This window comes from Leptospira andrefontaineae, from assembly GCF_004770105.1.
Lineage (GTDB): Bacteria > Spirochaetota > Leptospiria > Leptospirales > Leptospiraceae > Leptospira_B > Leptospira_B andrefontaineae.
On record NZ_RQEY01000019.1, the window covers coordinates 283987 to 309574 of the forward strand.

The window sequence follows — 25588 nt, forward strand, 5'->3', positions numbered from 1 at the left end:
TCCTTATTCTTCCTTACCTCGTTTACGAATGATGATTTCTATTCTTTCTTGGGAGGCTTTCACTTCAGGGCTGGGACCTTCTTCCGGTCCTAATTTTCTAAATCCGTGATATGCTTGGACTGAAAGTCTTTCTCTAGAGATCCCGTATTTTTCCGCTAATGTTTCCGCGATCAAACCTGCACGATGTGCATTATACTCCCAGATATTTCTGAAACCCTGACCTGCTTGTTCTGCATAAGGGACTTGGACTCTCAAAGTGATGTCCACATCCATACCTTGTGCGACCTCTGCTACTTTTTTGAAAGTGAAGTCGGTGTCCTCATCAGGATGAAAGTCGCCTTCGCCTAAGGATGGTGCGAATACTTGGATCCGGATCTCTTCCGTTTCGTTAATGCCAATAAATAATTTCGTTTTCTCTTTCAGCTTTTTTAATGCATAGGAGATCCTTTCCCAGAAGCGAAACATTTGGGTTCTTGGTTGTAATAAAGGATCCTCTTCTAATGTGATATTGGATCCTTCAAAAAAAGATTCTCCTAAACCGAATCCGCCTCTGACCAAGTCAGCAACTTGTTTTAATTTGTTTTGGTCTACTTGGGAAATAGAATATAAAATAATAAAAAGTCCAAGAAGAAGTGTGATCATATCCGCATACGTCAAAAGCCACCTGTCCCGGTTCTCATCTCCGGCCTCGACAGGCTTTCTGTATCTGGAAAAACGTGATCTTCCGTTCAAGTGGACGGCTCCTTGGGTTGCTTTCCATTTAAGAAGGCAGACTCTAGATATTCCGACTCTCTTCTCTCTACTTGCTCAATAAAAGAAACAAAAATTTCAGGAGACACAGGTAAAACTGCGTTATATGCTTTCTCCACTGAATCGAATAGGAGAGAAACTCCTAAGAGACCTGCCATAAATCTAGCGGGCCTTATCAGATAGGCTGAGATAGGTTTATGAGCTAATTCATAGAAAGTTCTAAGATTATGAAGAACGATCTCTAACTGTTTCTCTCTTTCTTCTTTATGGCCGTACGCTTTATATAGATCGTCGTACTCTTCTCTAGAAAGTTTTTTGCCGTCCCAATCTCTTTGGATAAGCAACTGAGCCATTTCAGAATCTAAATGATCTGTTAGATTGTTTAACTCGATCAGAGTTTCTAGATTTGCCCTGGTGGTCTCTTTCATCATACCTTTTACTTTTTGATATGTATCTAAGGCAAGATGCATCCATGCTTCTTTGCCATCCAGGTTATAGATAGTTTCGAAAAAATACTCCACCATAGAGATTGTTTCTTCTAAATGAAAATAATCCGAATAAAATTTACGGAATCTTTCCACCTGAGCTCGAACGACCTCTACCTTGGCATGTTTAAGTTTATGTTCTTCGAAACTACTCACAATATTATCCGGTTATTATTTGGACTTTCCCCTAGATACCAAAGGTAGAGGATAACTTTTGAATCCTTGCTGGTCTATCTCCGTTTTCACCGAGCTATAATCAGTCGGAAGATTGATTGTGTCTCTATAAGACTTTGAACTAGAGCGAATCAGTAGATTCGGAACACCATTTTCTGCCGGAGTGTATTTGAAACGAACTCCGTACTTATGATTTCTTGCCCAACCTTCTTTCGTAATTTCTAATAAAGGTAATTTGGAATTGATATATTTTTTCTCAAACGAATATACAGAAGATCCAGGAGAATAATATCTTAATCCTTCCTTACCTGAATCTATTTCCACTTTTCCACCTTGAGGAAACGAAATAGAGATATAAGTAGTTCCCGAATAAGATCCTCTATTCTTAAACCAGATCACCACTTCAGATGTTACATCCTTTTTCCAGTCGGCAGGAGCTTCTATACTTAATAATCCTGGAGCAGCTACACTTGGAACATCCGGAACCAATTCCCATCCATTAAAGTTAAAATTCTGAGCGTAAGTACGATTATTCGGAAAAATAGTAAGATTCTTTTCTTCTTTATTATAAGAGAAATCGATACGTTTTGATTTTGCTAAAAACTGATGGTCTTTTAAAGAAGCAAGCCCGTCTAAAATTTTTTCTCCCTTACGGATCACATACGGAACAGAAAAAAGACCTAAAGGAGGTTCTTCACTTAAAACTTCTAAAAAGAGAGAATTAAAAGAATCTCCCGGCAGTTCTTCCATTAAAATTCTCTTAACTACATAGCCGGATTCTTTTGCATTCTCATCTTCTCCCGCCTTCCATGCGGAAGCTTTAGGATCGTGAACGAAAGGACCGATGTTTAGGAGATTAAAACCAATCTTGGATTTGAGAGCCCATTCTCCGTTTTCTTTTTTGAAAACCGCAAGGATCTCTTCGGTTCCGTTACGGACCAAAGAAAAAACTTCTAGATCAGGATCCTCGTCCAGGTTGCCCAATTTTTTGAGGACCACATCAGGGCTTTTTTCCTCGGACTCCGGAATGGTTAAGGAAATGATCTTGGAATCGGACGGCGTTTTTGAATTACAAGCGATGAGAAGAATGAATACTGAAAAAAGGATCAGCACTCGGAAAAAAGAAACAAAACGAAACATATTCTGAACTACAGCTTCTTTCCAAGAAAAGCATATGTCTATCGATTTCCTAGGCCCTAACTAGCTTCCATACCGAACACATTTTTTACGATCCTAGCATTTGTAGTACCATCGTATTCGTCCGAATAAGCTCCTAAGGCCTCTGCAAACTCAGTTGATAATCCCGCCTTGGTCCTAAGCTCAGGAAAATACAAAAACCCCTTTGCTCTTCTAGGAGTGAATGGATGAGTCAGATATTCCAGATACTTCTCCCATTGTTGTTCTTGTGAAACCCCGTCTGAGAATACTACCTTGACTCCCCTTTTAACATGTCTGATCTCATCATCATGAACGATCTGCATGATATCGGCTCGTTTTTGGTCCCCGAATTTTTCGAATGCCTTTTGATAGATCATAGAAAAATCCAAATTGGCTCCTTCAAAAGTTAAGGCCATGACTGCAAAAAACTTTTGCAACGTTTGCATGTTAGGTGTTTGTTTCCAGAAAATATAATTGAGAGGGCGATCTCCCAGATCCATTCCCCATTCTCGGATCGAATTCAAATAAAGTTTGAGATGTTTTTGTTCTTCCAAAATTGTCTTGTATAGACTTTTGCGAACGGAAGAAGGAGCATTCTGAAATTTTAATATGGCCCAGGCAAATATCTCAACGGCCATGAGTTCATGATTTGCAAAATGATGAAGAGAAAGTATTCTATTCTCCTCGGAATTCAAATGTTCAACCCGAGGCATTTTTGATTTTTTATCTGAGAAAATTATTTTAGAAGATCTTTCTGGTCTGTCCTTAGGAACAAATTCAGGCCAAATAATATCTTCCGGCATTTTTTCCGGAGAATATAATTTATCTTCTAAATTGGGAGAACTTAAAAGAAATTGAGCGTATTCGTTTAAAGTCAAGGTCAGTGTTTTTTAGAATCGAATGCTAATTCGATAATGGACCCGCGGATACTGGAATCAGTAGGGTCTGAGGAAATTCTTCCTTCTTTACAATGATACATGATCTTCACTGAGTCCATTAAGGATTGCATAATGAGCAAACCTTTACCTAAGTTCCTATGTTGGGTAAGCTTTCCTCTATTAGGAAGCACCTCACATTTTCCTTCTTGGTAGGTTTTTACTTTTTTTAAGAACTCTTGGAGAGAAGAAGGTTTAGCTTCCGTTACTTGCTCTTCTATCTTTTCTTTTTTGAGACCGGAACCGTAGTCCACAATCCATAAAGTAAATTTAGAATTATCCACGATCCATCTGCAGATGATCGTTTCTTCGGAACTAGAATTATAATTTGCGGAGATTGAATTTGTGAGAGCCTCGTCTGCGGCGAGTTCAATCTGCTGAATGTCTTTGGAGATAAAAGTATTCTCTTCTAAGGATTGACGAAGTGCTCTTCTGAACTCCCGAATGCTAGCTAAGTCAGGAGGCAGGAACATAACGTACGAACCCGAATGATGCCTAACCAAAAGTGAATCGGCCGTATCCCTCATTTCTTGTCTGAGAAGTCCTCTTGTATATTAATACAGACCGAAAGGGGGGTTTTGCAACAAAAATCCCCCGAAAAAATCCTAAGGTAAAGAAATTCCTACTTGTACCGAGATTTTCTCTATTCGTTTGAGTAGCTTTTCCTTCCCTAAGAGGGGAAATAGGATAGGTAACTCCAGTCCGTGAGCTTTTCCTGTAGCGGAGACTCGGATCGGCATAAATAGGGTCTTTCCCTTCTGGCCGGTCTGCTCTCCCGCTTGGGTCATTAAAGCCTTATAATCCTCATCGGTTTTAGGATCCGACTTTTTTAGTAATTCGTAAAATGTAGTGACCACTTTGGGAGAAAATTCTTGGGAAAGAATTTCTTTCGCTTCTCCATCCTCCACTTTTAGGTCAGATACGAAAAATTCTGCGATATAGTCAGGTGCCTGGCGTAAATTGTCCAAATATACTCGAACGCTATCTACTAGAGAATGTAACTCCATGTTTTTTGGATCTCTATATTCTGCCGGAATATCCGTTCTGTTTTCCAAGAATGGAGCCAAACTATCCGCCACCTTTTGGATAGGAAGTTCTCTAATATATTTATTAGAAAGCCAATTCAATTTGGACTTAGGGTTCATCGCTTCTGCGATCTGATCCAAACTGGAGAAGTTAGTCGCAACTTCTTCGTCCCCACCTTTCGGCTTTTTAAATACGTCAAAGGTAGAAGGTGATTTGGAGCAACGATGCACATCGAATGTTTTAGGAAGAATATCTCCAGGAAGATATTCCTGACCGTCAGGAGAGGTCCAGCCTAAGAGAGCCATATAGTTCAAGAATGTCTCAGGCAGATAACCTAAATCACGAAATGCTAATATAGAAGTTGCTCCTGCACGTTTGGACAATTTTTTACCGTCCATTCCTACGATCTCGGAAGCGTGAGCAAACTCAGGAACTGGAAATCCCAATGCCTCATAGATCAGGATCTGACGAGGTGTATTGGAAAGATGTCCCACCCCGCGGATCACATGAGAAATTTTCATGAGCCCATCGTCCACAACCACAGCATAATTATAAGAAGGGAAGCCGTCCGATTTTACGATGATGAAGTCACCGATCAGTTTTGTTTCGAACTTCACTTTTCCTTGGATGATATCATCAAAGATCAGGGTTTTAGAAGGAGTTTTGAAACGAACAGAATAAGGAGTTCCTGCTTTCAGTTTTTCCTGAACTTCTGATTCGCTCATGTTTGCATGAAGTCCATCATAAACGTATGGAACTCCCATTGCCTCGGCCTGTTTTTTCTTTGCCTCTAATTCTTCTTGGGTGCAGAAGCAGCGGTAGGCTTTTCCTTCGGAGATCAACTTTTCAGTATATTCTTTATAGATAGAGATCCTTTCGGATTGTACGTAAGGACCGTAAGGACCTCCCACATGAGGACCTTCATCCCATTCTATCCCTAACCATTTTAAGGATTCAAGGATGGTTTTAAAAGACTCTTCGGTGGATCTGGCTTGATCCGTATCTTCTACCCTTAATAAAAATTTTCCGCCTTGGGCTTTGGCGTATAAGTAATTGAATAAAGCGGTTCTAGCTCCGCCCACATGAAGGAAACCGGTAGGTGACGGTGCGAACCTGGTTCTAACTTCCTTATTTTCTGGCATTGTCGTAATCTTTTAAGAGGATGATTGGATAGTTCTTCAAATCGGCCGAGGCAGTAAACGGAATATTATTCGCAGCATCATAAAAATGCATAGATACGAATTCTTCCTTTCTCTTCTGTTTCCATTGGGATACGTTCTTAGAAGATAATAGATCTTCAGGAAGAATTCCCCAGGCCCAACGATATTCACCCTCTTCTCTGAAAGTCCAAACTGGAAGTCTACCTTCTATCAAATTTACGTACTGAAAGATTTGGTTCTTATAATCGTAGTCTGCATAAGGAAAACTTCTGCCACCTGGGCTTGTATAATCAGTGCTTAAACTGGTACGACTATTACGAACATTCTCCCAATTCAATTCTACATTCTTACCTAGGTTCCTATATTCTTTGGCAACCCATACGATCCCATTTTGGGAAAAATTATACAGAATTCCCCAATCGGAAACATTGAGTTGTTTAGGAGAAGATACTTGTGTCCCGGATTTGAAACCTTCTCCTTCCCAACTCCAAGAAAGAACACCTTGTGGATGAAAGGAAACTTGTTTTGGGTGAGAAGATTCTCCATCTTCTAATCTAGCAGAGCCGGAGAATAAGGAAGCTTTAAAACTTAATTTTGGAAAAACGATCCCTTTAGGAAGAGAAGTATGGAAATCTTCTTTAGTTTCCCAAAGATCAACTTCTCCAGTCCAAATTTTTTCCTTAGAAGAAAGAGTCTGTAATACTAAATATCTTAGATGACCAGGTTGGTTCCGGAAAGATTCAGAACTTGCCGGGATTGAACTGATATTCGAATAGATACGAATACTTGGAAGATCGGAAACTAAAGGTTTTTCTTCAGTCCATTCCGTCAAAAGAGAACAGGACATTAGAAAAAACAAATAGGTCAAACCTAACCAAAAGAATGTTGCTGTGAGATAAGATCGAGACTTCGGTTCCAAAAAAATACAGCCGGAAAAAGAGGATTTCTTGAAAAACTTTCCGTTTTCGTCCGAATCTTCAAGGAAAAACCGGGAAATTTTCTTTCCTTATCGGTGTTTCCCAACGAGAAAGTAAGAATTACTGCAACTTGAGTCGATTTCTTCCTAAAAAGTATGTACGAATTCGGGTAGTACGTTAAAAGGTTGACAGTAAAACCGTCCTAAAATCCTTTGGCAATAAAAGTCCCATGAAAGATTCCAATAAATCAGGCAAAGAAAACTTCCCAAAAATACCATTTGAGGACCAAGTTAACGACGATCAGAGAAAATACTCTCGATATGTCTGCGATTCCCGGGCAATTCCTCACGAAATCGATGGTTTAAAGCCCGTCCAGAGAAGAATTCTTTGGGCAATGTGGAATTCGGATGCTCGTAACCGATACACTAAGACTGTAAAAGTAGCGGGTCTCGCGATGGGATATCACCCACATGGAGATAGATCCATCCAAGATGCTCTTTCTCAGATGGCTCAGGACTTTACATTCGCAAATAATCATCCATTAGTTGCGGGAGAAGGTACTTTCGGAGACGTATTGGATCCGAGCGCAATCGCTTCTCCTCGATACACCGAGGTAAAACTTTCCGACTTCGTAAAAGACCTGGGATTTTTCGAAAGTTTACCTGATATAGATTACGTTAAAAATTACGACGAAACAGAAGACGAACCAATCCACTTCGTAGGAAAAGTTCCAATCGTTCTATTGAACAATATTATGGGAATTGCAACTGGTTTCCGTTGTTTTATCCCAGGCCATAAACTTTCTGAGATCATCAATTCGCAGATCAATTATCTCAAAACTAAAAAGCCTCTTCCTTTAAAACCTTGGTACAAGGATTATAAAGGCGAAGTGAAAATGGCTAAGACCGAAGCGGGCAATATCACAATGACCACTACCTTCGGTTTTACCTGGGAAGGAGATACTCTCTATCTTACAGATGCTCCAATGAACTGGAATAGAGAGAAGGTAATCAATCTTCTGGATGATATTCTGGAAAGAAAAGATTCCTGGTTGAAAGACTATGTGGATCATTCCAGCCAAACATTCCGTATAGAACTGAATTATAAGAAGGGTGAAAAACCTAGCGCGAAAGAGATCTCAGCGGTAATCTCCAAAGAAGATACCCAAACTCTTGCGAATAACGTGATCACTTACGATGGTCGTCTGAAAAACTTCGGACCTGAAGAGATCATCAAACGTTTCTGCGATTTCAGAAAGACCCACTTGATCCGCAGATTCAAACGTCTCGCAGGTTTGGAAGAAGAGAAAATCGCAAGAAACTCCGAATTGATCCGTTTCATAAAAGAAAAATGGAACGAAAAAGTAATCGGTATCAAATCCAAAAAGGATTTCGAGGATAAACTCCAAAAAGCAAAATTCGTATACTATGAATGGTTAGCTTCTATTCCAATCTACAGAATGACTTTGGAAGAAGTTCGCAAATGTGAAGAAGCCATTGTTGAAGCAAAAACCGCCCTTTCCAGATACCAAGGGCTTGTGAAAGAAGATAAAAAATTAACAGAATTCATGCTCGGAGAATTATCCGAACTGAAGGATAAATGGGACAAGGAATGAGTACTGCTAAAACCAAAACCGAAAAGAAGCCCGCGACCGGAGGGGAACGGAACTTCAAAAAACTCTCCAACGTAGAACACGTAAGGATGAGGACCGGAATGTGGTTAGGGCAAAACTCTGCTTCCACATTCGAGCAGCACTTTTTCCGTAAGAACAGCGGCAATTTATACGAGATCGTACACGAGGAATTGGAAGATGTTCCTGCCAAATTAAAATGTTTGGACGAAGCTTGTATGAACGCGGTGGACGAATACCGCAAGAACCAAAAGGACAAGGCTATCCCTGAAAAAGATAAGATGTCCAAACTTATCATCCAACTTTCTTCCGACAAGAAGACTGTAACGGTTGCTGACAATGGAAGAGGGATCCCGGCAAAAAATGCGGAAGGTGTATATCTGCATTTGATGTATGGAGAGAATTTCGACGATCACGTGAAACAAGATCACGTAGCCGGTCAAAATGGTGTGGGTATTTCTTTGGTAAGAATGGTTTCTTCTTACTTTAAAGTAAAAACCACTAACGACGGAAGTACTTTCAAAAAACTATTCACTATTCACGAAGACGCAAAAAAGCAGATCCGTTCTTATAAACTTTCTAAAGAAGATACTGAAAGAGCTTTTTTATATTTTGATGAGCATGGAAAATTCGATGATTGTCCTCTTCTCACAAAAGATCAGATCGAAAAATTAGTTCCGATCAGCAAAAAAACAAATATGATCGAAGCGATCGAAAAAGCTTCTAAAGAAGATCACGGAACTGCCGTCGAATTTGAGCTGAATCCAAAATATTTTAATAACTTAGATACTTCCTTCAATGTAGATCTAATGAAACAGTATCTGCAGGACATAGCAATGACCAATCCTGGATTGGAAGTTCAGTTTGTTCATAAAGGAAAGAAGGAAAAGTATAAGTTCAAAAAAGGTTTGGATGAGATATTCTCCCATTCAGATCTGACTTACTACAAAATGGATTACAATGCACCTGCTGCCGGATCCCAATTACATCTAGAAGCATACTTGGTAATCGGTCAGAATAAAAACCTAACTTGGGTGAACTCAATCTTTGCTCCTCAAGGCGGTTCGGCAATCGAGTATCTGGAAAACAGACTTTGCGACGAAGTCCGTAAAAAAAGCCAGATCGTTTCCTTAGAGAAAAAACTCAAAACAAGCTGTACTCGTAACGACGTAAGAAACTGCTTTCACATGTACGTGAACATGAGACTTTTGAATCCACGTTTTAAATCTCAGGACAAGTCTTATTTGATCAATGACTTGAACGAAGATATCCGTAACGCAGTAGACAAACATTTAGATAAGTTCATTAAAAAAACCGGATTATTGGAAGAAGTTAAACTCCAAATGGAGAAAAGGACTCAGCTAAAAGCTTTTGAAGACGCACAACGCGGACTTAAAAAAGCAAGTAAGATGAACATTCCTAAACTCATGCCTCCGACTGGAAAACCGAATGATCCGGGTAGAGTATTATTTGTCGCAGAGGGAGACTCAGCAATCGCCGGTCTTCGTCCTGCAAGAAATCCAAAACTTCATGGTTTATTTCCTTTAAGAGGAAAACCTATGAACTGTAAGGGTGTGTCTCTTGCAAAAGCAATCGCTAACGAAGAGTTGAAGAACATCGTAGCAATTCTAGGACTCCCGTTAGATCAGAAAGTAAAATCGATAGAAGAACTGAATTACGATAAAGTAAGTATCATCACAGATGCGGATTTTGACGGATATGCAATTCGTTCTCTAATGCTTTCTTTCTTCTACGAATACTGGCCTGAACTTTTTGACTTAGGACTCATTCATATATCTAGCGCTCCTCTTTACGAGGTGGATATTAAAGGTGTAGATTCCAAAAAGACTGAGACTATATTCTGCATCGATGATAAAGATTATGATGCTCTAGTCAAACGAGTCGAAAAATCCGGCGGTCAGATCGTCCGCAAAAAACGGAATAAAGGACTCGGAGAAACCGGAAAAGAAGCAATGAAGTTTGCAGTAGATGAGTGTATGACCAAGATCACTATTGGAAATAAGAAGGAAGCTTCTAAGATCCAGAACCTTTGGTTCCACAAAGACTTTGCAGAAGCAAGAAGGGACGCGATCTCCGAATATGCAATGAGTGTGATTGAAGACTAATTCAGTCCTTTCTATAGTTTCGAAAAGAAAGGCCCGGAATTTCCGGGCCTTTTTTTATTTTAACAGATTAAGCATAAATCTATTTTTTATTTCCACGATAGAAAACAGATTTAAATCGCAAGAACCGGGTCGCCTCTTCTTCACTCCCAAGCTATATTCCCTTCTTAGGAGAAATAGAATGCAAACGAAAGGAAACATACTCCTCATCCACGGAATGTGGTGTAGAGGAAAACATTTATCGCAAGTGCAAGAAATTCTAGAAAGAGAAGGTTATAATTGCGAATCCGTAGATTTGCCTCAGCATGAACCGGGAGCGGATTTGCGAAAACTTTCCAAATTAGGAATTTCCGATTATATAGATTTTTTAGAAAATACTTTAAATCGATTGGGTTGGAAAGAACCCATCTTATTAGGTCATTCTTTAGGAGGATTGTTAGCGCAACTACTGGCAACTCGAATCAAAACAAAAGCATTGATATTAATTACTCCAGTACAACCCATACAAATTAGCGGGCTTTCCTGGACTGGCTTAAAGACAATTTGGGAAATTTTAATAGAGCCTTTCTTTTGGAGAAAGACGAATCTCTTAAGCAAAAACAAATTTGCATACGGAATTTATAATAGTTTAAATGAATCGGAACAAAACGAGCTCTATCCTACGTATATTCCTGAATCCGGTAAAATTGCATTCCAAACTTTTTTGCCGTTCCTTGTTTATTCACAACCCACTCGAGTAAACTTTGAGAAGGTCCAATGTCCAGTGTTTGTAGCAGCGACTGGAAAAGATAGAGTCACTCCTCCTCGGATCGGTAGAAAAATTGCCTCGAAATACGCCGATTCTATAATGAAACTATATCCGAAACTTTCACATTGGGCGATTACGGAGAACGGAATCGAAAAAATTTTACTAGATGCGACCGGTTGGATCGAACATAAACCAAAACGAAAATCGTAGAAACTATTATAAACTTCAGATGGGTTTTTTAAACCAGATTCACTGCCTTGATCGCGGAGCTTAATGCGGCTTCTACTGTTCCGGTGATTTCTCCGGTATGTTCTCCTGCGAAGAAGATACGATCAAATGGTTTTCGTAGAATGATCTCTGATCCAAAACTTCCTGGTGGGAATTCTGCAATTCCATTCGGAACGTAATCCTTTTTAGTTTCCGTAAAATAGAATCTTTGGATCTGCAGATCTTTTTTCAAACCCAAACGATCTAGAGTAAGACGGATATATTCTACCTTTTGATCTTGGTTAGCAGAATCGAATACGGAAAATCTGTCTCCGTTCGCGATCACTCCTAAAACCTTATCTGAAGTATCAGACTTAGTACCTGCATCATATAAGAATTGAGCTGCTGCATCAGAATGAACTGCAAAAGGAGAAGATTCCCAAGGAGATTCTTTTAATACTAAAAATAATTTATAAATTTGAGAATAACGAACTCTTAATGCGGCGAGAAGTTTCTCTTTATCAAGACCCGGATTCCATTTTACATTAGAGATTTGGTTTGCAGGTAAAGTGCAAATACAAGTAGAACCGTTAAATTTTCTACCGGAAGCAGTAGTAACAGTAACTCCAGTAGAATCCTGGTCCACAGATAATACTGGATCAGAAAAAACAAATTCAGTGTTTTCTATATTCATCACCAAAGTTTTGGCGATATTCTCCATTCCACCTTCTATCTTACTATTCCTTTGAGGAAATTGTGCAAGATCGCTCAATACCTTCTCCGCTGACAGAACACGGATACTATCTCCGTAATGAAGAGAAAGTTTATGGCCAAGTAAAGTTAGATCTTCTGGACTAACTCCTTGATAGACTAGATAATTATAAATGCTGATTCGATCTAATGCTTGCTGCTGCGCAGTATCTAATTTAGAATTTTGTGATACTAGTTTGCTTAAGATCTCTTGAGATTTAGGAGAAAGTTCCCAGGCACCTGCTTTTTTATAAGTTCCTAAAAATAGATCCGGAACCAAAGGAGAAGATTGCAATTTTAATCCAAGTTCTCTAACTAGACTGCGAACAGTTTTATCTTCGGAAGAAACCCATTCTGCTCCCAAGTCTACAACATGACCGGAAGGATCTTGAATAGATCTTACTCTTCCTCCCACTCGGTCCGTAGCTTCTATCAGAGTTACTTTACTTCCTGTCTTTCCTAATATATATGCTGAATAAAGTCCTGAAAGTCCGCCGCCAAGTACGATTACTTTTTTTCCAGAGTTTGTATTCTGAGCGGATAAATTTCCCTTACGACTTCCCAACAAAGCTGCGGCAGTTAAAATTCCGGCTTTCAGAAAAGTGGATCGGGTAATTTTCATCGGATTCCTCTTTGGAAGTTTTATTAAAACTCTCTCTTATATTTTCGGTCTATGAAAGATCTTTCCCGAATTTTTTGCGGAGTAGAAGGTCTCATCAATCTGAAATTATGTACCGAACCCTTTCGATTCGTTCCTATGCTTTAAATATCGATGATTTATCCGGATATTGCAAGGATTAGATGACTTTTGCATCCTTATACTTTTTCCCTTGCCAGGGGAAGTGCTAAACCAAAACCTGGAATTACGCTTTCAGGGAGGAAGTCGGGTGAAAATCCCGCGCTGACCCGCAACTGTGATGTCCGTTTTAAACGGAATAAGCCAGATCTTCCCCGCGATACTTAAACCTCGAGGTTGGGGAGTATCGTAAATCTCGCTCTTTAGCGCATCAGCGCTTTCTGCGATGGGGCCCCGAAAGCTAAAATGTCGGGGCTCTCGAACGGAAAAAGAAAACCACTGCAAATACAAAATCGTTCGGATCTTCTTTAGATCAATGATCGACTAACGTTATTTTGCCTTTATTTCTTTTTCTGCGACATCCGGCAGAAATCAGGAGAGAAAATGAGAAAATTCAAGAAACAAGCGGCTTTGTTACTAACCCTCACTTCATTGTTCGCCTTTGTGAACTGTTTCGAATTGGGAGAGTCGAAAAAATCCGACGATCCGGCTACACTTGCATTAGTTGCGTTAGCGGGATTAAATCCAATTGCGGGAAATTATAATTACTATAATGGAACCGTCGACTATGCAGGCGGAACTTATACTGCACCGGGAAATGAAATTGTAGGAACATATAATATCTCTCTTTCTTTAGTCGCACAAACGATGTTCGATGCTACTTACGGTAATAGTTATTTATACGGTGAGATCCAGGAAATCGACACGAATAAAAAAGTGATCTATGTCCGTTTCCGTGGAGATTCCTCTTTTTCCCAAGGAAACTATGCTTGGTACAGATGGATCGTTAAAGACGGTAAAACTTATGTTTGTCCGGACCTTTCAGACGTTTCCACTCAGACAACTTTAGCATCCGCAAAAGACGATGATTTGAATTATTATTCCGACCCGAGCGATATTAATGCAGGTTGTGGCTTGAATAGCGGTTTCGATCCAGCTCCTTGGAGCAGGCTTGAACTGAACTAAAATCATATAAGAGAAACAGGTAGAACAGGATATTCATATGAAAATATTTCAAATTTCCATAATATTTGTCTGTTTCTCTTTAGTTTTTACCAATTGCGACGATTCAAAAAGTTCAGCCGGTGCAGAATCACTTCTCGCTTTAGGATTAGATGGATCCGGTTTCCTAAGCTCCTGTGACTTGAGAAATCCTGAAACAGGTAGAGGTATTTTTGTAGCTGATGAAATCGTTTCCGCTCCGACTAATAACGGAATAGGATTCAAAGATTCAGATTGTTCGGTAGACGGAATTCGTGGACAGGGAAAGTTTAACGGTTCCTTAGATGTTTATAGTATAGAAGATTCTGGGAGTGGATCGGCGATCATACTTCGTTGGTCTGGAGCCAAAGTTCTTCCTACAAGTGGGATCGATTTTATAGTCTACGAAAATCCGTTTTTTATCGGAGTACAAAACGATTCCAACACTTTTAATAATGTTTTTATGGAGCCTCTAATTGTTGAAGTCGGAAATGATTTAGCCAATTGGTGTGGTTGGGATCCTGAATATACGAATTCGGATCCGAACACTTTCGTAGGAAATCCGATTTACTGGGAAAGATTCGCAGGCATTACTCCTTTCAGCTATAATCAAGACACAAATCCTATGACCGTTCCGGAAGTTTTCGATACGGATATCGTTAATGGTGGTGGCGGCGGAGACGGCTTTGATTTAGCGGATTCTAATTTCGGAAATTCAGGGACCGGATGTACTGGAGGACTAAAAACGGATATCCAGGCGAACGGATTCACCTATATCAAAATATCCGCAGCTAAAACTATTTTAACTTCTCTACCGATCGATCCGGCTCATGCAAATCCCGATATAGACGGAGTCATCGCAAAATCCGTAACCCCTTAATCTAAAACTGAAACAAAGATTTTCCGACCTTTTTTCGGTTTAACGCTAAAATTCTTAAAAGTGAAAACAATATGATCCGCCCAAAAGATGTGCACCAATTGAACTTAGATAAATATTTACGTAATAAGATAGATACCAAGACAAAGCCATTAGGCGCCTTGGGAAAATTAGAAGATCTAGCCTATCGTATAGGCACGATCCAGAACACAGTGGACCCTGTATTGTCCAACCCTCATTTACTAGTATTTGCAGGAGATCATGGACTGGCAGACTCAGGAGTTTCCGCATTTCCCAAAGAAGTTACTTACCAGATGGTATTAAACTTTTTGAATGGAGGAGCTGCGATAAACGTATTCTGCAAACAGCATGGAATCAAATTGCTTGTGATAGATGCAGGCGTTTCCGGCGACTTTGAACAATCTCATCCTGATTTTATACCTGCAAAGATCGCAGCTGGAACTAGGAATATTCTGAACGAAGCAGCAATGACAAGAGAGGAATGTGAAGAAGCAATCCGTATCGGTGGAGAGATCGCAATCACCAAAATCCCCAAAGAATGTAATGTGATTGGATTCGGGGAAATGGGAATCGGAAATACTTCCAGTGCTTCTTTGCTCGCTTCGGTATTTTTAGATCGTTCCGCAGAAGATCTTACAGGAAGAGGAACAGGCTTAGACGACGAGTCCTTAGCACGTAAGAAACAAATCCTGGCTGAATGCAGAGCAAAACATAAAGTAAATCCAAAAGATCCGATTGAAGTTCTTTCCAAGTTTGGAGGTTTTGAGATCGCGATGATCTGTGGGGCTATGCTTTCTTCTTATAAAGAGAATCGTTTGATCTTGGTTGATGGTTTTATCGCAAGCTCTGCATTCTTAACTGCTTCAAGAATCGAACCTAAGATCGTTCGTAATGCAGTATTTGCTCATAAATCTTCCGAGCAAGGGCATAAGCTGATCCTGGAGTTTTTTGATGCCGATCCTATCTTAGATCTTGGGCTTCGTTTGGGAGAAGGAACCGGATGTGCACTTGCTTATCCTATCTTAGAATCCGCATTAGCGTTCTTAAGAGAGATGGCAAGTTTCGAATCCGCAGGCGTTTCCGAAAAAAAAGATTAAGCGAAGAGTAAATTCTCGCTGCCCGAATCGGAGGAATGAATAAGTTCGTCTTTGCATGTTTGGATTTATCCGCAAAGAACTGATCATTTTTCTTTCCTCCGTACGTTATAATACTCGTATCATTGTTCCGTCTTGGGTGGAACATTCAGACGAATATCTTAATTCTTCCTCCAGATATTTTCCGTTAGTAGGATGGATTGTCGGAACTGCAACATGGTTCGTACTATGGGTTGCCGACCTTTCCTTGACCTGGGAGATCAGTATCGTTTTGGCAATGGCGGTTTCTGTATTAGTTACCGGTGCTTTTCACGAAGATGGATTTACGGATGTATGCGATGGATTCGGTGGAGGTTGGACCAAGGAGAAGATCTTAGAGATCATGAAGGACAGTAGGATCGGTGCCTTCGGAACGATCGGAATTATACTCGTACTACTTCTTAAATTCGTATGTTATAAATCATTGGAAGAATTTTCCATCGAAGTTCTCTTCATCATAATACTTTCCTCTCACTCCTCCAGTAGGTTTTGGGCATTATTCACAGCAAAAACTCTTTCCTATGTGAGAGAAGATCAATTATCTAAAGCAAAACCGATCATCCAAACTTTAAAAACTTCGAATGTAGTTATAGCCGGTATTTGGGGATTAACTCCTTGGCTTGCATTCTTTCATAATGAGTATCTTCCTTCAGACCGAGTTTTTGGATTTTTATTATATCCATTCCTTTTACAGACGTTCGGATATTTATATCTCAGAAGTTTTTATAAAAAATGGTTAGGAGGATATACGGGAGATTGTTTGGGTGCAGTCCAACAAGTTACCGAACTATTATATCTGATCGGGATCGTCGCCGCATGGAAATCTTTTTAGTCAGACATACAACTCCTGAAGTAGAACCCGGAACCTGTTATGGAAAATCGGATCTTGGACTTCCTTCCAGCTTTGAAAAAGAAGCTGAGAACGTTCTGAAACTTCTACCCGAAAAAGTACATTCTATCCGTACAAGTCCATTATTCAGATGTTATAGTTTAGCAGAATATATCAGCAAACATCTAGAATCAAAATCAATTACTCCTGCTTGGAAAGTGGACTCAAATATCCAAGAGTTAGATTTCGGAGATTGGGAAGGACGTTTGTGGGAAGACCTACCTAGATCCGAAACTGATCCCTGGATGGAAGACTACGTAAACAGAAGACCTCCCGGAGGAGAAACCTACTCAGAATTAAAAACTAGGATCTTAAGATCTTGGGAAGAAGGTCTGCAAGAAGCAAGGACTTGGGAAAATCTTAAAAAAGAAGAAGGGGAAACCTCTGAATACAAAACAATTTGGGTTAGTCATGGAGGCCCGATTCGATGTTTGTCTTCTATCGTATTAGGTTTTCCTTTAGAGAATTCGTTTCGAATGGTTTTAGAATATGGATCCGTTTCTTGTTTTAAGATCCGCTTTGGAGAAATGGGATCCTATCCTCAATTCGTTTCTTGGAATAAGAAGTAAGCTCGCTAGAACGAATAAGACATAAATAGAAATACCGGATTGCTAAGGTGTTTTTATTTTTATCCGATAAGGAATATAGTATTCGAATCCCTCATGTTCTGTTTCCGAATTTTCAGATCTATTCTTCATAAAAACCTTTCGGTACTGGAAGTCCGCATTGTGAAATATAAAGAAATATTAAAGTATATTCTTCTCATATTATTACTTCTTGGTCCTTCTTTTATCATTTCGGATACATCGCCTGAACTCGCAGTCCCAGGGCAACCTGAAACTGCAAAACTATTCATCCTAGATGCAAGCGGTTCCATGAACGAATATCTCGGGATCTATCAAAAGGTCCATCTCGCAAAAAAGTACGTTCGCCATTATGTAGATAAACTTCCGGAGGAAACTGAAGTAGGTTTTATTGCTTATGGGAATCGACTCCCCGGTTGCCAATCTTCCAGACTTTATCAACCTTTAGAAAAAGGAAATCGTCCCGGTTTTCAAAATAAACTTTTTGGTCTCACTCCTTCCGGCGCTACTCCACTTGCAGAATCTATTCGAATCGCCGGAGATTATATCGTTCGCAGAAAATCTCCCACTGACTTGATCTTGGTTACTGATGGAATTGAAAGCTGTTATGGAAATCCGGAAAAAGAACTCCAGGTACTGCAGCAAAAAGGTATAAATTTCAAAATGCATATTTTTGGCCTAGGCTTGAAACCCGAAGAGAAAAGAGTCATGCAATCTTTGGCAAAAACCGGAAACGGAAGATATTATAATGTGGGAGAAGATAGCGATTTCTTTCTAGCGATGGAAGATCTTTTAAAACAAGAACCACTTCCTAAAAAGGCAGAACTAGAACCGGAAAAGCGCAAATCTAAGATCCGGATCGCAAGCATCGAAAAAAAACAAACAGATTCGGAAGAGAATTTTTATAGAGTGAAATTCGTTTTTGAAAACTCTGATTCAGAGAACCAATGTGTGATCTTAAATTTGAAAAGAAGAAGTTCAGCTTCATCCAAAATACAAAACTGGAATCCTCAAAGAGCTTCTGAACCGGAAAGAGTGGAACGAACGGAACAAATTTGTTTTCAAACGAGAAAAGGAGAAGGGGAATTTCAGATCTCAGCTCCGGCACATCTTCCTTTAAATTTAGAATTGGAACTTTGGGACACAAAAGGTATCCCAAGTTCCGTTGACAAAAGTGGAGAAATAAAACTTACCGAGTAAGATCTTAAAATGATCTTAAAAAATCCAAGTTTTGGTGATTCGGATACGTTACTCGATATTCCAACTTGATCTCTTTTTTTCCGGAAGGTGGGATCACTAAACTCCACTCAATAATTCCGGAGTTAGCGCGATATTCCTTGGAACCTGGAGTGCTCGTCTCCTGATTCACTTCAACCTTTACACTTGCAGATTCTGAAATAGGGATCTGTTCCCTTACGATTACAGTCTTACTTTCTTTGCTAAAATTTTCCAAACTTAGATAAACTTTCTTCTCCATTACTTTTTGAGTAGAAATCAGTCCCTCTTTCGTTTGGTTCCAATCCTTTCTATAAGAAAGTCTTAAACTACCTTCTGTCCCGAGAGAAACGGAAAGATTTTCTTTGGGAGAAACGTAAGAAACTTTTGTCCTACCAACAAGTCCGGAACTTCTAAATAAAGAAACTTCGCCAGGTAAAATCGGAAATTCTCCCATGTTTTGAAACTCAGCTTCCAATAAAGGAAACGGTTTATATCTAGGAGAAGCTATGGTTTTTACCTGGATAGGCGCGTTAAAAGATAACATTTCGAATTTTCTGGATTCTTTTTGCGAAGCTAAGGTGATCGTTTTAGGAAGCCTGAACAAAAATCCGCTACCTCTTTCGCTAGAGGGAGAAGGTTCCTCAGTAGAGGGAATATTAGACTCTTCATTAGGCATTTGAGCTGCACCCACAGCTTGGGTTTGATTAGTTAGAATTTCCTGTTTAGAATCCACTTCTACATCAAATAATCTTAATGGACGAAGCCGATCTCTTCTGAGAGAAAGATCCGGTCTTGTGGTAGAAAGTAGAAGTTGTACTCCTTTCCAATCTTCCCCGGATTCCTGTCGGATCTCTACTATGTATTCCAATTTCGCTTTAGTCAAAGAGTCATCCGCAGTTAGAATATAAGCAGGTCTCCAATCCGCATTCGGAACCAGATAACTCAAGCGAAGTTCTACACTTTTGGCCTCGGAACTCGTGTTTACGATCTGGACCCATGTAGTACGTGTACTTTTTTCCGCCTGGGATAATAAGAGTGAAAGTTGAGCTCTTGCTTCTTCCAGTTCTGTCTGTACTTTACGTTTGGATTTTTCTAACTTCTCCCAAGAAGCAAAAATAGAAACGGCCTCATCTCTGGTTTTTTTAAGATAAGTTCCCCAGTTTTTTCCATCCCCTTCTACCCTTCCATATAGAAGATTGCGGCCCACAACATCCGAGACTTTCTTACGCATTTCGGACAATAGGTCCTTTTCTGCCTTTAGATCATTCTCTTTTGCTAATATACTTTCCAGGTCCTTCTCTAATTGTTGCACTTTTTTTTGGAGAAGAGCAACTTCCGGATTGGAAGCTGCAGTACCTTCTTCTTTCCAAGTTCTGGAACCGGTGACTTCTACCTGGGGAGAAGTCACCGCAGCAGTTAAGGTTTCTTCCAAAAGAGAAACAGGCAAATAAGAAATCTCGATTTTATTCGTTCCGGGTTCCAATTGTATTCTTCCGGATCTTAGGATCTGAGCTGTTCCCTGATGAACAGTCACTTCCTTAATAGGAAGATTGGTTTCTTTTCCGAGTAAGGGAAAAGAAACCAGAACAAAAACAAAAGAAAATTGAACGAAAGATGAATACATTAAGTTTTTATAATTTTTCATGATAAGCCTCAATATGAATCCGAACCAGGAGTTTCTCTTAGGATATTGTCAGCAGGATAAGAGACTGTATATTCGAACTGGATTGTTTTACGGGAGTTTGCGCCTATCTCAAATTCATAAGTTAAAATTCCATCTTCCGTTTTAGACTTAGGAGTATCGGTGCCCGCGGACCATTCCACTTTCACACTGTCATCGTTCGTATAAGGAATACGATCAATCAGGCGAACAGGAACAGCTCTACGTTTATTATTTTTAATAGAGATAGTAACTCGATAACGGATATTTTTTTTACGAGAAATGATCCCGGACTTATCATCCAGTTTTTCCTGTTTTCTTTCCACCTTGATATCTCTATCAGGCCCAAGTTCCATTTTGATCTCTTGGCCCGGTTTCAACGTAGAGACGGTAGTAGTTCCTAATAAATTCTCTCCAGAATAGATTTCCAGAGGACCGGCAAGCAAAGGTTCTCTTTCCGTATTAGAAGAAACTACATTCAAGAAAACCCCGTCATTTGTAAGAGGAGAAGTTTCATAACCAGGACGAACTGTGATATTCCTTTTACGAAGAAATACTCGATTCAAAGTGCGATCAGAGGGAATTTTTTCCCTGGACTGAGCAATATATCTAAAATCAAATCCTTCGGAAGAAATTCCGGGAGCGATCAATTGGTTGGAATATTTTTTATCCGAACTCAGCTGTGAAGATCTATTCAAAAGATTTTGCACTTCGTTTTCGAGTTCTTTCAGTTCTTTTCTAGAACTTTCTCTTAAACCTGAAAACCTACGAAGAGCCTCCTTTCCGTAACGAATAGATTCTTCATAAGATCCTTGGTCGAAGGAATATTTTTGGTTCGCAAGTTCTCCTTGGAGTCTGTTCATATTCTCTTCTACACGAATTGAATTGGATCTATCTTTATAATTTCCTTCTATCAATGCACGGGATTGCATTAAAGGGTTATCATTCTTCTCTTGGTATTGAACATCATCGACTCTCTCTTCGGCCTTACTTCTTTGAGAGACCTTAGGTGAAGGAGCTTTTTTCTTGGATTCCTTTTTACTTTGGATCATAGCTCCTGCATTTGCAGAAGGTTTAGAAGGAGCATCATACTCCTTATCAGCGGGGGAATAATCCTCATCACCCGAATATACCGCTACTTCCTTAGAAGCAATCCTATATTCTCTATACTCAGGTAAGTCTATGTCTTGATTTGGATTTGCAGTGGAAAATTCTAATCGAACATTTTTCCAATCTTCTCCAGTTTCGTTACGAACTAAAGCATGCCAACCTAACTCGGCTTCTTGTCCATTTGAATTCAATTCTAATGTATAACGAGGATACCAGTTCGCACCTCGGATCAGATACTTATATTCAAAAGGAAATACATTTGCAGAATCAGATTCCACATCCAATCGGATCTCTTTTCTACGAAGTGTATCACCTTCTGCAAGGTGGGAGATCTTAGTGGTAACTATATAAAATTCTTCGCGGATACGATCTAGTTCTTCGAGCTTTGCTAATCTGAGTTTTGTATTATCCTCCGCTAGCTCTGCGTATGTTTTTCGGAAGGAAGAAAAATTTTCCGAGTCAATCTTCTCCACTACTCCATCTTGTTCTCGGATCGCAGGTTTGATTGATTTGATAGAAGCTTCCCAATCCAAAAGGTCTTGGACTTCTCTCGATTTTGTGCTTAATGCTAAGAGCAGACCTTCTTTTCTTTTTTCTAACTCTTCTGCTTCTTGGGATTTTTTTCTTCTAGAAGCTTTTTCCGAAACTCTGATGCCTTTGATCTTAAATTTTTTATTTGGATCAGTAAATGTAACGATCACACTCTTGTCCAAGGAAGCGATTGGGACTTCTCCCAATAAAACTTCTGAAACTCCAGCAGGAAGTTTTACCTCGGATTGCCTGGTGACATAGACTAAGTCGGAGTATAATAGAACAGAATCAATTCTTGCGTAAGAAACGGAGACTGGGGACTTGGAAGCCTTCTCCTCTTCCGTAATGGCTGTAGGAGTATCACTTGCTGAAGGATCGGATTCTTGGGCGTAAAAATTAGTCCCTAGCAAAATCAGAAACGATGCTGTAAGAACCGAGGAAGAAAAACGAGAAATCATAGGTTCTATGTGGATACTTGCCGAAACATAGTTCGTCAATTTATTTTCACGGCCATAAAAAAAGCGCCTTCATTGAAAAGGCGCTTTTAACTCTAAAAACTAGCTCAAAAATCCGGAACTAAACTGTTTTAGGCGTATATCCTTTGATGCTGAAAAACCTTTTTTGAGAAACCAAAAAGCCTCCCAATATAAAGAATGAGATCAATGCAACCTGCTTCATTAACTGAGGAAGATATTGTAAAGTCTCTACCGGAAGAACAGCGGTCAATTTTTCTACATGGGTGAAATCGAAAGGATACACATAGGTGAGCGCAGCGATAGAAGCCAGACGGATCAACTCGGAAACGATACCTGAGGTTTTCAATTCAAAGATCGCGCCTATATTCCAAAGAGTCCAAAGAACATAAAAACCTAAAGCACACATTTCAAACAGAGGTAATTCTTTTTTGAATTCTATATAAACCATAGAAGCGCCCAATCCAAAGAAGAATTGAGTGATAGAATAAGCTAATAATGTGTAAGGAATATGTGTATTAAATTTCTCGTACGTAGATCTATCGATCTCAGGAGGAACAACCGATTCTCCAAGATCTTTCGGTTTCCAACCTGGAGGTTTGATCCAAACTAAAAATTTATCCTTCCAATATTTGGTTTTCCAGGAAAGAAGGAATAGTTCTTCGAAATAATGGAACTGTGTCCAAAGAGGACTCCAGGTCTGCATTGGTTTTACGATCCCGAAGATAGGCTCTTCTTCTTCCTCTTTATAAGATCCGAACATTCTATCCCAAATCGCAAATGTTCCCGCATAGTTTTTATCTATATACTTAGGATCTCTTCCATGATGAACTCTATGTTGAGAAGGAGTGTTGAACACCCACTCGAAAATTCCTAATTTAGGGATCGCTCTCGTATGAAGCCAGAATTGATAAGCAAAATTGATTTGGATACAAAGAAGGAACATGATAGGAGGAAATCCCATCAATGCTAAAGGAAGATAAAAAGGAAGGGAGAACGTATTTTGAGTGACCCCTTGCCTTAAAGCTACTGTAAAATTGTAATCTTCACTTTGGTGATGAGCCACATGAGAAGCCCAGAAAATATTGATCTCATGCCCAAATCTATGATACCAATAATAGAAGAAGTCCGCCAGAACGAAACAAAAGACCCAACCTATCCAAGAGTCGTTTGAAATATTCAATATTCCAAATTTTGCATATACCCAGGAATACACAGCCATCAACGCTAGGGTGATAAACACCGTAAAGATCTGCATAAAGATCCCGGCCGAAAGATTATTAATGGAGTCCTTAAAACGGTAGAATGGTTTGTCTCCAAACACCGAATAAAGTAGTTCTACTACTATCAAAACGAAAAATACGGGAGTGATCAGTTCAATTATATTCTTTTCCATCTCTATTACCGAGTTTCGACTATCTCTGTAGCGATCATTCGGTCAAGAAAAAGAACCGAGGCGGTTTTTGAATTCCGCCTCAGATGGAGCTATTAGATAACAGATGTTATTTCATTTTCCCAGGAAAGGGAAAGGATTAGAAGAATAAGCTTACAGAGAAGGTCATGGACCAGATATATCCGCCGTAATTATAGCTTGGATTCCTTTCTGTCGGGAAAGTTTTATTGATCTCCACGTTTTTCAACTGTTGGTTTGTAATCGCTAAATCGAATATCACTGGGTTTTTCAACCTGTCCTTCAAGAAAGCAAAGTTTCTCCCGTTGAATATATAGGAAACCCCGACGGAATAGATCATACGATCATTATCCATCCAGTTGTTTTCTCCTGAATAATGAGGAACAGGAGAAGGTCTCTTTCCGATACCACCTCTGAACTTCAAGAATGGACGGAAAGCATACTCGGCTCCCATACGAACGTTGGTTGTATCATTGAAATTTAGAGGTTCGGAATATTTTTCTTTAATCCTAGAAAGTTTATACAAACTCCAGATCTCTCTGTTCACATCCAAGTTTAATTGAAGTTTTTCTGTAGGTCGGAATCCAATACCGTAAGACCAAACTCTAGGGTTGTACTGATCCAATAATGCTAGATCGAAATCCAATTGGATCCCTAAAAGAGTAGTCTGAGCACGAGCAGGAATCGGGTCCGCAGACAAATAAGTTTCTCTCTTATAGGAAACCCCAGCGCTCCATTTTCCGTACGTAAATTGGAGTCCGTAAGTAGGGTTGATGATAGGTTTTAATGTTAAAACTACTTGTGAGTTCGCTTGAACTGGATCAGGAGAGATCGGAACATCTTTTAACAAGATCGCACCGGAACCACCTGCAAGTGCAGTGATACCAACTCCGGCAAAAAGACGATCTTTCCAAAGTTCCACACCGACCCCAGCCATGATGGTTGGACGTTCATTACTTTTTCCTGATTGAAGGTATCTAGGAACAGTAGGGTTCTGATCGTTCACCACCATCAAGTTCCCGGAAGCAGGAACGATAGCGTTTAATCCAAAACGAATGGTTCTACCTATATCGAAAATTTCGTTTAGGTTCATCGTAAAACCCAAACCAACATAACTGTCGTCAGGGTTCTTAGTGTTCTCATTCTTAGGTGCGTTATTTTTTAATGTAGGATTCGCGTAAGTTCCTAAGAAAGACACTTCATGATAAGGACGGTTCGGGCGGAGAAGAGGTTGATAAGTAAACATCCCCTTTCCCATATTAGCAAAGCCGTCTCTGAAATTAAACCAAGCTCTTTTATACCACTTATCAGGAGGAGCACCTGCTTCAGTTTGAGGTTCAGTGTTGAGTAAAGGACCTTCTTGAGGAATAGGATTCCCATTCGCATCCTTAGGAACTTCTCCATTAGCTGCTGCTTCTTTCTCTTTTTCTTTTTGTTCCCATTGAGCGATGAACAAATCTGCTTCGTTCAATCTTCCCAAACCGGCAACGTTATAGAAAACTGCAGATGAGTTATTAACCGTAGCGGTAACTGCTCCCGCCATCCCGGCTGCACCCGCGTGAGCACCATAAATATCCCCGTAACTACCGGCAGTCAGCTCGGATGTGCCGACTCCTAATATCCCTAGGACTGCGAGGATAATTCTCGACCTGGAGATAATTTTTTGACTATAAGCTCTGTTTCGCATTTTCCTTCCTGCTTTGAACCAATTCCATAACTTACCCTAACCCATCTAGAATTGGCTGATCTCTTTATTACACATCAGTTATTTTTTAAAAATTTTCCGTATCTTAGCGGAAAGCCTAAAATTGTCCACTAAAATCAAAAAATGAGCCATTGGT

General features: G+C 39.7%; 21 protein-coding genes and 1 riboswitch. Of the genes, 9 read left to right on the forward strand and 12 right to left on the reverse strand.

Features of this window, described 5'->3' with window-relative positions; genetic code table 11:
* Positions 1 to 3: 3 nt before the first annotated feature.
* From EHO65_RS15425 to EHO65_RS15455, 7 genes are all read right to left on the reverse strand, one after another.
* Complete coding sequence (locus EHO65_RS15425) at positions 4 to 732, reverse strand: flagellar motor protein MotB (RefSeq protein WP_135775454.1); 729 nt, start codon at positions 730 to 732, stop codon at positions 4 to 6.
* Complete coding sequence (locus EHO65_RS15430; protein ID WP_135775455.1) at positions 729 to 1391, reverse strand: FFLEELY motif protein; 663 nt, start codon at positions 1389 to 1391, stop codon at positions 729 to 731. Before EHO65_RS15430 ends, EHO65_RS15425 begins: the two co-directional genes overlap by 4 nt.
* 15 nt (positions 1392 to 1406) lie before the next feature.
* Positions 1407 to 2549, reverse strand: a complete 1143-nt coding sequence (locus EHO65_RS15435) for an LIC13341 family surface-exposed protein (protein WP_135775456.1) — start codon at positions 2547 to 2549, stop codon at positions 1407 to 1409.
* 56 nt (positions 2550 to 2605) lie between these two features.
* Entirely contained in the window at positions 2606 to 3445 is an 840-nt protein-coding gene (locus tag EHO65_RS15440; protein ID WP_135775457.1) for a DUF455 family protein, read from the reverse strand.
* A 2-nt stretch (positions 3446 to 3447) separates the two neighbouring features.
* A complete protein-coding gene (locus EHO65_RS15445) occupies positions 3448 to 4029 on the reverse strand; it encodes an ATP-binding protein (RefSeq protein ID WP_208744114.1) in 582 nt (193 codons plus the stop codon).
* Between the two features lie 78 nt (positions 4030 to 4107).
* Positions 4108 to 5670, reverse strand: a complete 1563-nt coding sequence (gene gltX, locus EHO65_RS15450) for a glutamate--tRNA ligase (protein WP_135775458.1) — start codon at positions 5668 to 5670, stop codon at positions 4108 to 4110.
* On the reverse strand, positions 5657 to 6607 hold the full coding sequence (locus EHO65_RS15455) for an LIC_13346 family putative lipoprotein (protein ID WP_135775459.1): 951 nt from the start codon (positions 6605 to 6607) through the stop codon (positions 5657 to 5659). Before EHO65_RS15455 ends, gltX begins: the two co-directional genes overlap by 14 nt.
* 227 nt (positions 6608 to 6834) lie before the next feature.
* On the opposite strand from EHO65_RS15455, the gene EHO65_RS15460 reads away from it, so the two are divergent.
* The 3 genes from EHO65_RS15460 (at position 6835) to EHO65_RS15470 (ending at position 11316) form a co-directional block, all read left to right on the forward strand.
* Positions 6835 to 8220 (forward strand): DNA gyrase subunit A, encoded by a 1386-nt coding sequence (locus EHO65_RS15460; RefSeq protein WP_135775460.1) that lies wholly within the window; start codon positions 6835 to 6837, stop codon positions 8218 to 8220.
* Positions 8217 to 10361 (forward strand): toprim domain-containing protein, encoded by a 2145-nt coding sequence (locus tag EHO65_RS15465; RefSeq protein ID WP_135775461.1) that lies wholly within the window; start codon positions 8217 to 8219, stop codon positions 10359 to 10361. Before EHO65_RS15460 ends, EHO65_RS15465 begins: the two co-directional genes overlap by 4 nt.
* Positions 10362 to 10539: 178 nt before the next feature.
* On the forward strand, positions 10540 to 11316 hold the full coding sequence (locus tag EHO65_RS15470) for an alpha/beta fold hydrolase (RefSeq protein ID WP_135775462.1): 777 nt from the start codon (positions 10540 to 10542) through the stop codon (positions 11314 to 11316).
* 28 nt (positions 11317 to 11344) lie between these two features.
* Here EHO65_RS15470 and EHO65_RS15475 read toward each other — a convergent pair whose 3' ends face one another.
* A complete protein-coding gene (locus tag EHO65_RS15475) occupies positions 11345 to 12685 on the reverse strand; it encodes a flavin monoamine oxidase family protein (protein ID WP_135775463.1) in 1341 nt (446 codons plus the stop codon).
* Between the two features lie 239 nt (positions 12686 to 12924).
* A riboswitch (adenosylcobalamin (AdoCbl) riboswitch) is annotated at positions 12925 to 13051 on the forward strand.
* Positions 13052 to 13243: 192 nt separating this feature from the next.
* Here EHO65_RS15475 and EHO65_RS15480 point away from each other — a divergent pair.
* The 6 genes from EHO65_RS15480 (at position 13244) to EHO65_RS15505 (ending at position 18544) form a co-directional block, all read left to right on the forward strand.
* The gene (locus EHO65_RS15480) at positions 13244 to 13825 is read left to right on the forward strand and encodes an LIC13354 family exoprotein (protein WP_135775464.1); all 582 of its coding nucleotides are present in this window, start codon (positions 13244 to 13246) and stop codon (positions 13823 to 13825) included.
* A 37-nt stretch (positions 13826 to 13862) separates the two neighbouring features.
* Positions 13863 to 14720, forward strand: coding sequence for an LIC_13355 family lipoprotein (locus tag EHO65_RS15485; protein ID WP_135775465.1), 858 nt, complete (start codon positions 13863 to 13865; stop codon positions 14718 to 14720).
* Positions 14721 to 14791: 71 nt separating this feature from the next.
* Positions 14792 to 15835: a nicotinate-nucleotide--dimethylbenzimidazole phosphoribosyltransferase gene (cobT, locus tag EHO65_RS15490; protein WP_135775466.1), complete on the forward strand. Its 1044-nt coding sequence runs from the start codon at positions 14792 to 14794 to the stop codon at positions 15833 to 15835.
* 55 nt (positions 15836 to 15890) lie between these two features.
* Complete coding sequence (locus tag EHO65_RS15495) at positions 15891 to 16703, forward strand: adenosylcobinamide-GDP ribazoletransferase (RefSeq protein WP_135775467.1); 813 nt, start codon at positions 15891 to 15893, stop codon at positions 16701 to 16703.
* Entirely contained in the window at positions 16688 to 17329 is a 642-nt protein-coding gene (gene cobC, locus EHO65_RS15500; protein WP_135775468.1) for an alpha-ribazole phosphatase family protein, read from the forward strand. Before EHO65_RS15495 ends, cobC begins: the two co-directional genes overlap by 16 nt.
* A gap of 93 nt (positions 17330 to 17422) precedes the next feature.
* Positions 17423 to 18544 (forward strand): vWA domain-containing protein, encoded by a 1122-nt coding sequence (locus EHO65_RS15505; protein WP_135775469.1) that lies wholly within the window; start codon positions 17423 to 17425, stop codon positions 18542 to 18544.
* 4 nt (positions 18545 to 18548) lie between these two features.
* On the opposite strand, the gene EHO65_RS15510 is transcribed toward EHO65_RS15505, so the two are convergent.
* The 4 genes from EHO65_RS15510 to EHO65_RS15525 all read right to left on the reverse strand — a co-directional run bounded on the left by EHO65_RS15510 (position 18549) and on the right by EHO65_RS15525 (position 25434).
* Positions 18549 to 20207: a mucoidy inhibitor MuiA family protein gene (locus tag EHO65_RS15510; protein ID WP_135775470.1), complete on the reverse strand. Its 1659-nt coding sequence runs from the start codon at positions 20205 to 20207 to the stop codon at positions 18549 to 18551.
* Between the two features lie 8 nt (positions 20208 to 20215).
* Entirely contained in the window at positions 20216 to 22321 is a 2106-nt protein-coding gene (locus EHO65_RS15515) for a mucoidy inhibitor MuiA family protein (protein ID WP_135775471.1), read from the reverse strand.
* Between the two features lie 118 nt (positions 22322 to 22439).
* Positions 22440 to 23732, reverse strand: a complete 1293-nt coding sequence (locus EHO65_RS15520; protein WP_135775472.1) for a sterol desaturase family protein — start codon at positions 23730 to 23732, stop codon at positions 22440 to 22442.
* Between the two features lie 136 nt (positions 23733 to 23868).
* Positions 23869 to 25434 carry an OmpP1/FadL family transporter gene (locus tag EHO65_RS15525; RefSeq protein ID WP_135775473.1) on the reverse strand — a complete coding sequence of 522 codons (1566 nt, stop codon included), beginning with the start codon at positions 25432 to 25434 and terminating at the stop codon, positions 23869 to 23871.
* Positions 25435 to 25588: the final 154 nt, after the last annotated feature.

What these genes read in the sequence shown, in the direction of transcription:
- EHO65_RS15495 (WP_135775467.1), top strand. Translation starts at nt 15,891, where the DNA reads ATGTTTGGATTTATCCGCAAAGAACTGATCATTTTTCTTTCCTCCGTA.
- EHO65_RS15480 (WP_135775464.1), top strand. Translation starts at nt 13,244, where the DNA reads ATGAGAAAATTCAAGAAACAAGCGGCTTTGTTACTAACCCTCACTTCA.
- EHO65_RS15465 (WP_135775461.1), top strand. Translation starts at nt 8,217, where the DNA reads ATGAGTACTGCTAAAACCAAAACCGAAAAGAAGCCCGCGACCGGAGGG.
- EHO65_RS15485 (WP_135775465.1), top strand. Translation starts at nt 13,863, where the DNA reads ATGAAAATATTTCAAATTTCCATAATATTTGTCTGTTTCTCTTTAGTT.
- EHO65_RS15470 (WP_135775462.1), top strand. Translation starts at nt 10,540, where the DNA reads ATGCAAACGAAAGGAAACATACTCCTCATCCACGGAATGTGGTGTAGA.
- EHO65_RS15510 (WP_135775470.1), bottom strand. Translation starts at nt 20,207, where the DNA reads ATGAAAAATTATAAAAACTTAATGTATTCATCTTTCGTTCAATTTTCT.
- gltX (WP_135775458.1), bottom strand. Translation starts at nt 5,670, where the DNA reads ATGCCAGAAAATAAGGAAGTTAGAACCAGGTTCGCACCGTCACCTACC.
- cobT (WP_135775466.1), top strand. Translation starts at nt 14,792, where the DNA reads ATGATCCGCCCAAAAGATGTGCACCAATTGAACTTAGATAAATATTTA.
- EHO65_RS15460 (WP_135775460.1), top strand. Translation starts at nt 6,835, where the DNA reads ATGAAAGATTCCAATAAATCAGGCAAAGAAAACTTCCCAAAAATACCA.
- EHO65_RS15445 (WP_208744114.1), bottom strand. Translation starts at nt 4,029, where the DNA reads ATGAGGGATACGGCCGATTCACTTTTGGTTAGGCATCATTCGGGTTCG.
- EHO65_RS15525 (WP_135775473.1), bottom strand. Translation starts at nt 25,434, where the DNA reads ATGCGAAACAGAGCTTATAGTCAAAAAATTATCTCCAGGTCGAGAATT.
- EHO65_RS15475 (WP_135775463.1), bottom strand. Translation starts at nt 12,685, where the DNA reads ATGAAAATTACCCGATCCACTTTTCTGAAAGCCGGAATTTTAACTGCC.
- EHO65_RS15520 (WP_135775472.1), bottom strand. Translation starts at nt 23,732, where the DNA reads ATGGAAAAGAATATAATTGAACTGATCACTCCCGTATTTTTCGTTTTG.
- EHO65_RS15435 (WP_135775456.1), bottom strand. Translation starts at nt 2,549, where the DNA reads ATGTTTCGTTTTGTTTCTTTTTTCCGAGTGCTGATCCTTTTTTCAGTA.
- EHO65_RS15515 (WP_135775471.1), bottom strand. Translation starts at nt 22,321, where the DNA reads ATGATTTCTCGTTTTTCTTCCTCGGTTCTTACAGCATCGTTTCTGATT.
- cobC (WP_135775468.1), top strand. Translation starts at nt 16,688, where the DNA reads ATGGAAATCTTTTTAGTCAGACATACAACTCCTGAAGTAGAACCCGGA.
- EHO65_RS15505 (WP_135775469.1), top strand. Translation starts at nt 17,423, where the DNA reads ATGTTCTGTTTCCGAATTTTCAGATCTATTCTTCATAAAAACCTTTCG.